Annotated in this window: 6 protein-coding genes and 2 pseudogenes; 2 read left to right on the top strand and 6 right to left on the bottom strand. The window is 73.9% G+C overall.

What is annotated here, in order from left to right:
- Window positions 1-120: 120 nt before the first annotated feature.
- A pseudogene (locus ACGFRB_RS04835) lies at window positions 121-396 on the bottom strand (hypothetical protein); the annotation flags it as partial.
- Between the two features lie 354 nt (window positions 397-750).
- Here ACGFRB_RS04835 and ACGFRB_RS04830 point away from each other — a divergent pair.
- On the top strand, window positions 751-1,869 hold the full coding sequence (locus ACGFRB_RS04830) for a PLP-dependent cysteine synthase family protein (protein WP_363004082.1): 1,119 nt from the start codon (window positions 751-753) through the stop codon (window positions 1,867-1,869).
- Here ACGFRB_RS04830 and ACGFRB_RS04825 read toward each other — a convergent pair.
- The 3 genes and pseudogenes from ACGFRB_RS04825 to ACGFRB_RS04815 all read right to left on the bottom strand — a co-directional run.
- The gene (locus ACGFRB_RS04825) at window positions 1,829-2,332 is read right to left on the bottom strand and encodes an SRPBCC family protein (RefSeq protein WP_393239032.1); all 504 of its coding nucleotides are present in this window, start codon (window positions 2,330-2,332) and stop codon (window positions 1,829-1,831) included. The genes ACGFRB_RS04830 and ACGFRB_RS04825 overlap by 41 nt on opposite strands.
- 50 nt (window positions 2,333-2,382) lie before the next feature.
- On the bottom strand, window positions 2,383-2,835 hold the full coding sequence (locus ACGFRB_RS04820) for an SRPBCC family protein (protein WP_393239029.1): 453 nt from the start codon (window positions 2,833-2,835) through the stop codon (window positions 2,383-2,385).
- Between the two features lie 203 nt (window positions 2,836-3,038).
- Window positions 3,039-3,872 (bottom strand): annotated as a pseudogene (locus tag ACGFRB_RS04815) (DeoR/GlpR family DNA-binding transcription regulator); the annotation flags it as partial.
- A gap of 448 nt (window positions 3,873-4,320) precedes the next feature.
- On the opposite strand from ACGFRB_RS04815, the gene ACGFRB_RS04810 reads away from it, so the two are divergent.
- Window positions 4,321-6,891 carry a hypothetical protein gene (locus ACGFRB_RS04810; protein WP_393239026.1) on the top strand — a complete coding sequence of 857 codons (2,571 nt, stop codon included), beginning with the start codon at window positions 4,321-4,323 and terminating at the stop codon, window positions 6,889-6,891.
- Here the strand turns inward: ACGFRB_RS04810 and ACGFRB_RS04805 are convergent.
- Entirely contained in the window at window positions 6,861-9,302 is a 2,442-nt protein-coding gene (locus tag ACGFRB_RS04805; protein ID WP_393239023.1) for a right-handed parallel beta-helix repeat-containing protein, read from the bottom strand. The two genes, ACGFRB_RS04810 and ACGFRB_RS04805, sit on opposite strands and share 31 nt — an antisense overlap.
- Before the next feature lie 216 nt (window positions 9,303-9,518).
- Window positions 9,519-10,127 (bottom strand): hypothetical protein, encoded by a 609-nt coding sequence (locus ACGFRB_RS04800; protein WP_393239020.1) that lies wholly within the window; start codon window positions 10,125-10,127, stop codon window positions 9,519-9,521.
- Window positions 10,128-10,355 lie beyond the last annotated feature (228 nt).

Below are 10,355 nucleotides of genomic sequence, written 5' to 3'. Positions count from 1 at the left end.
CGGGGCCCCCCGCCCGCGGGGGGCGGGGGGGGGCCCCCCGGGGGGGGGGGGGGGGGGGGGGGCCGCGGGGGGGGCGGGGGCCCCCCCCCCGCCGGGGGGGGGGGGCCCCGGGGGGGGCGGCCCCCCCACCTTCCGCAGCGCGTCGAGCAGCCGCCCCGAACCCGACCCGGAGATCTTGTACCGCGTCCCGTTGACCGTGGCCACCGCCTCGTCCGGCTTCGCGAACCAGGGCCGGCCGGCCCGCACCGTACCGAGCGGGGCGCTGTCGATCTCGCTGCCGTAGCTCGTCAGCAGTGCCAGCCTGCCGTCCTCGATGCGGACCTCTCCCGCACGGGTCAGCGACCGGGGCCAGCGGTCGATCCGAACCCCCGTGGCCGTGAACTCGGGCTCCGACATGGTGCTCCCGCCCCCTTAGCGCAGAATGCCTGCCCCCAGTGTGCCGAACCACCGGGCCCGGCACCAGCGGCCCGGCGCCGCTGGTGCCGACGTCCGAGGCCCCTCGGGGTGGTCTCGGGGTCGGGCGCTCCCGGTCTTCGCCCGCGTCCTCCAGAGTCGCTCTTTGGGCCCCGCCCCCGCTCTCACCAGCCTCTTTCCCGGTTCCCCCGCCCCTCCTCCACGGCTCTTCCCCCGCCCTTGCCCGGGTCTTCCCAAGGCTCTCCTATGGAGCCTCAAAGGGAACGTTTGCCCAGGTGGGAGCGGTATTGTCGGAGACCTTGGGCAATCCTGTGGGCTCGATGAGAAGAGGTACTCATGATCACCACCGACCGTCCCCTGGCCACCCTCGATGTCGACCGCAGTGACCCCGACTACCGCTCCTGGCTCAAGGAAGCCGTACGCAAGGTGCACGCCGACGCCAATCGCTCGGCCGACACCCATCTGCTGCGCTTCCCGCTGCCCGAGGCCTGGGGCATCGATCTCTATCTCAAGGACGAGTCGACCCATCCCACCGGCAGCCTCAAGCACCGGCTCGCCCGCTCGCTCTTCCTTTACGGCCTGTGCAACGGCTGGATCAGACCCGGCGCGCCCGTCATCGAGGCGTCCAGCGGTTCGACCGCCGTCTCCGAGGCGTACTTCGCCAAGCTGATCGGCGTGCCGTTCATCGCCGTCATGCCGCGCACCACCAGTCCTGAGAAGTGCCGGCTGATCGAGTTCCACGGCGGCCAGTGCCACTTCGTCGACGACGCGCGGGCCATCTACGACGAGGCGGTGGCGCTCGCCGAGCGCACCGGCGGCCACTACATGGACCAGTTCACCTACGCCGAGCGGGCCACCGACTGGCGCGGGAACAACAACATCGCCGAGTCGATGTACGAGCAGTTGAAGCTGGAGCGCTACCCGGAGCCCGCCTGGATCGTGGCCACGGCCGGCACCGGCGGCACCTCGGCGACGATCGCCCGCTATGTGCACTACATGGAGCTCGACACCCGCGTCTGTGTCGCCGACCCCGAGAACTCCTGTTTCTTCGACGGCTGGGTGCACGACGACCCCGACGCCACCGCCGACTGCGGCTCCCGGATCGAGGGCATCGGCCGGCCCCGGATGGAGCCGAGCTTCGTCCCCGGCGCCATCGACCGCATGATGAAGGTGCCCGACGCGGCGAGCGTGGCCGCCGTCCGCGCCCTGGAGAGCGTCATCGGCCGCAAGGCGGGCGGCTCGACCGGCACCGGCCTGTGGAGCGCGCTGAAGATCGTCGGCGAGATGGTCGCCGAGCAGCGCACCGGCAGCGTCGTCACCCTGATCTGCGACCCGGGCGACCGGTACCTCGACAAGTACTACTCGGACGAGTGGCTGGCCGCTCAGGGCCTTGACATCGCTCCGTACACCGCCGCTATCGACCGGTTCCTGCGGACGGGGGTCTGGCCGGAGTGAGCCGCCGGTCGAGCCGGCGCATCGCGTCGCGGAACGACCAGGTGAAGCCCGGCCGGGCCAGCCGCAGGAGCAGGGTGTAGGGGAGCCTGCCGGTGGTGGCCATGGTCCAGCGGACCCTGGTGCCGCCGGACGAGGTGGGGGACAGGGCCCATTCCTCCATCAGCGCCCCGATGCCCGGGGCGTTGATGGAGTCGATCCGGTAGACGTAGCGGCTGTCCGGCACGGCCGCCATGATCGTCTCCTTCATCCGGCCGCCACCGCTCAGCCGGATGGTCCGGCCCGCGCCGTCGCGGGTGGGCGTCGAGGAGCGCACCGCCCGGAACCAGGCGGACCAACTGCCGACCTCCACCGCGAGAGAGCGGTACACGGCCGCCGGCGGCGCGGCCAACTCGGCGGTGAAGACCTGGCGGACGGGCGCGGTCGTGACGAAGTCGAGCTCCACCGGGCTCAGTCGACGCTCCATGGACCGGACCTCCGGGGGTGTCGCGGGACGGGCTGCGGGGAGCGCACACCCTAGTGGACGGCCGGTCGCTTGCCCAGCAGTCCGTCGAGCGCCCGGCCGAAGACCACCCGTCCCACCAAGGCGAGTACGGGATCGAGGGCGGCCGGCACACCGCGCAGCCGCAGTTCCTCACGCCACACCACACGGCTGCCCGACGCCGTACCGGTCACCTCGAAGACGGCCCGGCCCCGGACCGCGCGGCCGAGCTTTCGAAGTCCGCACACCCCGGTCCGGCCGTCCGGGCCGGGCGGATCGAACCGTACGACCTCCATCGGGTCGTCGAAGCCGAACCGGCCCAGCCGGGTACGGGCCGTGAACCGCGTACCGACCCGGCTCGGGCCCGGCGTCAGCACCGTCGTCCCGGTGAACGGGATCAGGGCGCCGTGCGCCGGCCAGTCGACGAGCCGGCGCCACACCTCGGCGGGCGGCAGGTCCACCGCCCGCTCGATCCAAAAGAGGCTCATGCCCGCGCCGCCCCGCCGCCCGCGCCCGCCACCCCGCCCGGCTCGCCCGCCGGATCGGGAAGCAGCGGGGAGACCCGATCGGAGACCTGACCGGCGACCCGATCGGAGCCGGCGACCGGATCGGAGACCTGGCCGGAGCCTCCCGCGAAGGCCCCGGGGTCCCCTGCGGAATCCCGGCCGGGGTGTGCTCCCGAACCCTGATCGCCGCCGTCCGCCTCCTCGCCCGCGACGACCAGTCCCGGCAGATGCTCCGCCATCTCGGCGCGCACCTCGGCCGACACCCCCCGGTCGGTCACCACGACGTCCACCTCGTCGAGCCGGGCGAACGAACTCAGGCCGAGCGTCCCCCACTTGGTGTGGTCCGCGACCACGACGACCCGCCGGGCCGAGCGCATCAGCCGCCGGTTGGTCTCCGCCTCCGCCAGGTTCGGCGTCGACAGCCCGGCCGCCACCGAGATGCCGTGGACCCCGAGGAACAGCGCGTCGAAGTGCAGCGAGCGGATCGCCTGATCGGCCACCGGGCCCACCAGCGCGTCCGACGGGGTCCGCACCCCGCCGGTGAGGACCACCGTCGCCCCGCCGCCCCGCGCGTCGCCCCCGAAACCGCCGCTCCGGGCCTGGTGGAAGACGTCCGCGACCCGCACCGAGTTGGTCACCACGGTCAGCTCCGGTACGTCCAGCAGATGCCGGGCCAGCGCGTACGTGGTGGTGCCGCCCGAGAGGGCGATCGCCGTGCCCGGCCGCACCATCGAGGCGGCCACCCGCGCGATCTCCTCCTTGGCGTCCAGCTCCAGCGCCGACTTGGCCTCGAAACCGGGCTCGTGGGTGCTCGCCTCCAGCACCGGCACCGCGCCGCCGTGGACCTTCGCCAGCATGCCCTGCCGGGCCAGCACGTCCAGGTCCCGGCGGACGGTCATGTCGGAGACGTTGAGACGGCGGGTCAGCTCGTTGACCCGGACCCCTCCGCGCCGGCGTACCTCGTCGAGAATCAGCGCGCGCCGCTGTTCCGCGAGCAGGTTCTGATGGTCATTCGCCATCGGGGCCGGTCCTTTCCGAAAACAGAACGAGACTACGAGAAAAGAGGGGGAGGGTGATCGGTGGAACGAAGAAGCGAATCGGCCGACGGGGCGAGAATCCCGGTCCGCCGGTGAACGGGCGGGCGTGGTGCGGGGTATGAGAGGAGAAGGGCGTCGGATCCGGTGAGGACCGCGCCCCCGGGCCCGGCCGTCCGCGATCCTGGTGCCCGCCGCCGTCCCGCACCCGTCCGGAATCCTCCCGCCCGCTCCTCGCCGTCATCCTCCCCGAATTCCACCGGAATCCCGCCGCATACCGGCCGGGTCCCCGAGAGATCCCCGTTGCGGACGGACGTCCGCAACGTCCGCACAGCCGTTTCCGCACAGCCGTTTCCGTACGGCCGGATCCACCCGGCCGTGTCCGCGCACCAGGATTCCGGACCCGGATTCCGGACGCGGACCGCGCCGCCGGATGTCCCGATCTTCCCACCGGAACAACCCATCCAGAGAGCGAGTCCCCGCATTGTCTTCTGCCACACCCGATTCGAAGAACGGGGGTGCGGCGCTCGAACTGCTCGTCCACGGCGTGGGCGGAACCACCGCGGCCGACATGCTGGACGATCCGCGCACCGTACGGATCACCGGCGACAAGACCGCCGCCATGCACCGCCGCCGGGACGACGTGGACGCCGAGGACCACCCCGAGCGCCATGCCGACGGGCCGATCCCCGAGGCGTACTGCTGGTCCAACCTCACCTCCGGCAACGGTGCCCGCGCCCTGTGGCTGCTGCTCCTGCCGTTCATGGTGGCCAACCTCGCGCACTGGATGCGGCCGTCCACCGAGGGCCGTGCCGGGCTGGTCCGCCTCTACGGGGTCCTCGTCCGGCTGGTCGCGCTCACCCTCACCGTGCTGTTGACCGCCGCGGTCTGCGAGGTCGCCCTCGACCTGACGGCCTGGCAGTGCGCGGGCTCCGGCGCCTGTGCCGCGCAGCGCTCCTGGCTCGGCTTCCTGTCCGCCGAGCGCGGCGGCTGGTGGTCGGAGCCCGGCCGCCGGCTCGCCCTCGCCGCCCTCGCGCCCACCGCGCTCGTCGGTCTGCTCTGGTACCTGTCCAACCGGACCTGGAGCGCCTACGAGGCCCAGCGCCCGCCGCTCGGCCCCACCGCCGACGACCCGGCGGACCCTACAGACCCGACGGACCCGACGGACCCGGCCACGTCGGCCGGCCCCGCCACCCCCGGAGCCCCGTCCGGCCCGGTCGCCCCGACGACCCCGGCAGCCCCACCGGTCCTGGACACCCCGGCCGTCCCACGGCCCGCGCTCGGCCGCCCCGGTTTCTGGTACGGCCGCCGGCTCGTCGCCCGGCTGCGCGCCGCGCACACCGCCGCGGGCTTCCTCACCGTCGCCGCCGCCCTCGCCAGGGCAGCGGCCGCCCAGGACCACCGGACCGCCCACGGCACCACGCGCGAGATCCTCGGCTGGGCCCTCCAGGGCGGCCTCGCCGTCCTCGGCGCCGTCGTCCTTTGGGTGATCTGCCGCCGGGGCCGCAGCGAGCGACGGCTCGACCTCACCCTCGAACGGACCCTCGTCTCCTGGCTGCCCGCCGCCGCCCTGCTGCTGCTCGCGCTGACCGCCGCGCACACCGCCTGGGCCCGCCCCGGCTGGCGCTCCGCCGGCACCCTGCCCGGCGACACCACCTTCGGTGCCCTCACCCTCGCTCAGGGCGCGCTTGTCGTCGGCCTCGGCGTGGTCGCCCTGCTCCTCGCCCATCCCGGCCACGATCCGCGCACCGTCCTGCACGGGCTCGGCGGCCCCGCCGTCGCCATGCTGGCCTGCGCGCTCGGCGGCGTCATGACGGGCGGCGTCGCTCAGCGGGTCGCCGACTGGCTCGACGGATCCGGCACCCCCGGCGCCGGCGACGGCCTGATCACCGGACCACCCGTCCTGCTCAGCTGGCAGGCGTCCGTGATCCCCGTGCTGCTGGTCCTGCTCGTCGTGCCGACCGCGGTGCTGATCGCCCGCACCCTGCTCACCGCCCGCAGGACGCGCGCCGTCGTCGAGGCCGACTACGGGGCCACCGGCCGGGACCGGGACCGGCTGCGCACCGCCCGGATCGCGGCGGTGCGGGCGGGCGCCGGGCTCACCGACTCCGCGCCCGTCCTCGTCGGCTTGGTCGCCGGCGCCGCCCTGCTGCTCGGCGCCGCCTCCGTCGCCGGGGCCTGGGCCAGCGGCAACGTCCCCGGACGGGCCTTCGACGGCGCCCAGCCCGCGATCGCCTCGGCCGCCACCACCGCGCAGGCCCTCGGCTCCTGGATGGTCGGTTTCGGCTTCCTGCTCTTCGTCACCCTGGGCCGCCGCGCCTACAAGGACCAAAGCGCCCGCCGCACCATCGGCATCCTGTGGGACGTCGGCACCTTCTGGCCGCGCGCCGCCCACCCGTTCGCCCCGCCCTGCTACGCCGAACGGGCCGTGCCCGACCTCACCTGGCGGATGAGTTCCTGGACCCGGCGGACCGGCGGCCGGCTCGTCATCTCCGGCCACTCCCAGGGCAGCGTCCTGGCCGCCGCCGCGGTCTGGCAACTCGCGCCCGCGACCCGTTCCCGGGTCGCCCTGCTCACCTACGGCTCCCCGATCGAGCGGCTCTACGGGCGCTGGTTCCCCGCCTACTTCGGCCCCGGCGCGCTGGCCGGGCTGCACCGCACGGTGCACTGCTGGAGCAATCTCTTCCGTGCCACCGATCCGATCGGCGGACCGGTACGGGTCCCGGCCGAGGAGGGCCGCCCGCCCGTCGACCGGCCGGTGCTGCTCGACCCGGTCGTCTACGGGCGCACCCGCGAACACCCGCTGCCCGAACCGATCCTGGGCCACTCCGACTACCAGGCCGACCCGGCCTTCGACGCCGCGCGTGCCGCGCTGCTCGACCGGCTGCCGCCGGCCCTTCCCCGGCGGCTGGACAAGGTGCCATCTCCGCAAGGGAGTTCCGGTCGGGAGAGTCTCGGGCAGGGCGGCTTTGGTCAGGGAAGTTCCGGCAAGTCCTCCGGATAGAGCAGCGTCAGGTCGTCCGTGTTCGGATCCGCGAGCACGGAGACCCGGCCCGCGTGCCGCTCCACCATCGACTCGAACGTCTGGCGCGCCGTACGGCCGTTGCCGAAGGTCGGGCCCTTCGGCAGCGCCCCGAAGTACTTCAGCAGCGCCTCGTCCGTGCCCTGCGCCAGCCGGTACTCGTGCTCCTCGGACTGCTGCTGCACGATCCGCAGCAGCTCCTCCGGAAGGTAGTCCGAAAAGGTGATGGTCCGTGAGAAGCGGGACGCCACACCGGGGTTGACGGTCAGGAACCGCTCCATCTCCGCCGTGTAGCCGGCCACGATCACCACGACCGCGTCCCGGTGGTCCTCCATCAGCTTCACCAGGGTGTCGATCGCCTCCCGGCCGAAGTCCCGCCCCGAGTCGTCCGGCGCCAGCGCGTACGCCTCGTCCACGAACAGCACCCCGCCGCGCGCCCGGTCGAACGCCTCCTGGGTACGGATCGCGGTCGAGCCGATGTGCTCGCCGACCAGGTCCACCCGGGACACCTCCACCAGATGGCCGCGTTCCAGGACCCCGAGCGAGGCCAGTACCTCGCCGTAGAGCCGTGCCACCGTGGTCTTGCCGGTGCCGGGGCTGCCGGTGAAGACGAGATGACGGCGCGCGGAGACCGCCTTCAGACCCGCCTCCTGCCGCCGCCGGCCCACCTCGATGATGTTGGTGAGCATCCGCACCTCGTGCTTGACGCTCTCCAGGCCCACCAGCGCGTCCAGTTCGGCGAGCACGTCCTGCGAGGGACGCGTGGCCGGCGCGGCCACCTGCGCCGGTCCCGAGGCCGGGGCCGGTACGGCGGGAGCGGCTGCCGGTGCGGCGAGGCGGGGCGAGGGGACGGTGCCGAGCAGACCGCCGCCGCTCTGGGTGGCCGTCAAGAGGGTGCCCGGCTCGGCCGCCGCGGGAGTACGCGCCTGGCTCTCGTCGCTCGTGCAGTCCTCGGAGACCGGCCCCACCTCAGGGAACTCGTAACCGCCGCGCGCGCACCGCTCCGTGCGGCACTTGCGCAGCGTCGTACGGCAGCCGTCCATGACATGGAAGCCGTAGCCGCCGCTGCCCGTCACCCGGCAGCCGTGGAACGTGCCCCGGCCCTCCGCCGACACGTAGAACCCGGCCTCGGCGGGCGAGCTGACCGTGACCCGCTCGATCGTCGGATCGGCGCCCTTGGTGACGATGACACCGGTCTGCACCCCGTCGATGGTGCAGCCGCCGAGGCTGCCGCCACTGCCGTGATCACGGAACCAGGCGCCGGTCGACGCCTCCCGGATCCGGCAGTCGTCGAGCTGCGCGGTCGCGCCGTCGCTCACCGACACGGCCGTGTTGCGCACCTGAGACAGATCGCTGTCGACCACGTCCGCGCGCGAGCCCCGGTCGAGTACGAACAGCGCGTCCGGCACGTCGTGCACCCGGCAGGAATCGAGGACGACACTCGCCCCGTCGCTCACCCAGACCGCCGGGTAGTCGCCCGTACTGTCATGGATCTCGCACTGGTTGGCGTCCACCCGGGTGCCCGGGTCCCAGACGGACAGACCGTTGCGGCCGAACCGCCGCACCGTCGAGCGGGTGAGCGTGAGCACCGAACGGGACCGCAGATCCACGGCGTTCTCAGGGATGTCGTGGATGTCGCAGTCGGAGAGGGTGAGCACCGCGTCCGTGTCGAGGGTGATGCCGTCGGCGGAGGTACGGTGCACGCTGGAGTCGGTGAGATGCGCGCTCGCGCGGGACGCGATCTGGAGTCCGGCGCCCTTGATCTCGTACACCTCGCAGCCGATGCCCTCCAGACCGCTGCCCTCGCCCGTGACGGTGATCCCGGAGCCGGAGGCGTGGTGCACCCGGCAGCGTTCCAGGCGGGGGTGGCCGCCGCCGCGCACCGAGACACCGGACTGACCGGCCCGGACCACCTCGCACTCCTCGAACACGCCACCCGCGCCGTCGAGGACGGCGATCCCGACCCCGGCCGGGTTGTCGACGGTGCAACGGCGGACCGTCGGCCGGGCCGCGCCCCGTACCTCCAGACCGGCCGCCGACCGGGTGGAGATCCGCAGATCGAGCAGTTCCGGTGTGCCGTCCTCGATCAGGAGCGCGGGGGCCGCCGAATCCTGGCCCTCGAGGCGCAGGTCCTGCACGGTGGCCGAGGCCCGTACGGTCAGCGGCACCCCATCGGCCGGCGCGATCCGCACCGAGCCCGCCGAGCCGTCACCGCCGCGCAGCACGACGGCCCGCTGGACGACGAGGTTCTCCCGATAGGTGCCGGGGGCCACCGTGAGGACGTCGCCGTCGCCCGCGGCCTCCAGGGCCGCGGCGAGAGTGGCGTACTCGCCCGTGCGGCGCCGCCACCGCGACGTACCGGTGTGCGTCACCTGGACCGTGCCCTGTGCCATGGGTGTGCTCTGCCCCCACCTCGTGCCTCGACGCTGGTTTCGGATCCTGGAACCCGTATCCGCGCCGGCGGCCCGTATCCGAGAGGTCGGATCCGGGACCGGGGAACAGGGGGACACGATCCGGGAAGCCGGAACCGGTGACCCGGATCCGATGACCCACCGTAGCGCGCGCGGCGCCGCCGGGTTGACCGGTCGGCCGCCTGTCCCCCCAAGGAGTCAGCTCCCGGTGCCCGTCCGGCCCCAGTCGGGACCGGCCTCGGCCCAGGCCCGGTCGAGGCGCGCGTACCGCCGCCGCTGAAGCAGCCGGACGGCCAGCCTGCGGGCCGTCTCCACCAGGATTCCGGCGAACAGTGCCACCGTGAACCCGGTGATCAGCGCATGCGCCCTGGCCACCGACGGGAGCATCGGCGGCGGGGTGATCCGCCCCGACCGGTCGGTCCACAACGGGAAGGTGACACCGGGGCGGGCCTGCTGACGGCTGGTGGCCAGGGTGCCGGAACGCGAGGTTCCGTCGGGTGCCGTCCAGACGGCCACCACGGCGGGCCGCGGCCGGTGCTCCTCGACCGGATCGGCCGCCGCCGGACCCTCGGCCCGCCGGTCGGTGACGCTCACCACCCGGGCCACGGTCGAGAAGCGCTCCCGGGCCTGCGTCTTCGCCTCGCGGCGCAGCGAGGTGTCGGCGGCCGTCTGGGCGGCCCAGCCGGCCAGTGGCGCGCCCAGGCACAACAGCACGGCGGCCGTCAGCGCCACCCAGGCCTCGACCAGGTCCGTGGTCCTGCGCAGGGGATTGTGCCGCCAGCGCCAGAGCCCGGTGGCAGCGCGCACGCCGTGCACCCCCTCGTCTCGTCGACGGCCCGTGAGGCCCTCGGGGCCTGTCCGGACGGCACCGGCCGGGGCCGTTCCCCTGAGGACAGGTCGGGGACAGGATCCGGGCGGTCGCCGGTCCTTCAACGAGTGTGACCCGGCCACGGGTTCCGCGCCCGCCGGACAGGTCGCCGCGGGGGCGGGCGCGGGGCGGGCTCGGGCGGCGGTCCGGGGCGGGGCGGTGTGCGT

Source organism: Streptomyces sp. NPDC048718 (assembly GCF_043198875.1).
GTDB lineage: Bacteria > Actinomycetota > Actinomycetes > Streptomycetales > Streptomycetaceae > Streptomyces.
The sequence above is the reverse complement of the archived record's forward strand: the minus strand, read 5'-3'. Positions and strand labels throughout refer to the sequence as shown.

Bases quoted from the DNA above. Each gene is read 5' to 3' on its own strand.
- ACGFRB_RS04810 (WP_393239026.1), top strand. From the start codon at position 4,321: ATGTCCCGATCTTCCCACCGGAACAACCCATCCAGAGAGCGAGTCCCC.
- ACGFRB_RS04825 (WP_393239032.1), bottom strand. From the start codon at position 2,332: ATGGAGCGTCGACTGAGCCCGGTGGAGCTCGACTTCGTCACGACCGCG.
- ACGFRB_RS04830 (WP_363004082.1), top strand. From the start codon at position 751: ATGATCACCACCGACCGTCCCCTGGCCACCCTCGATGTCGACCGCAGT.
- ACGFRB_RS04820 (WP_393239029.1), bottom strand. From the start codon at position 2,835: ATGAGCCTCTTTTGGATCGAGCGGGCGGTGGACCTGCCGCCCGCCGAG.
- ACGFRB_RS04805 (WP_393239023.1), bottom strand. From the start codon at position 9,302: ATGGCACAGGGCACGGTCCAGGTGACGCACACCGGTACGTCGCGGTGG.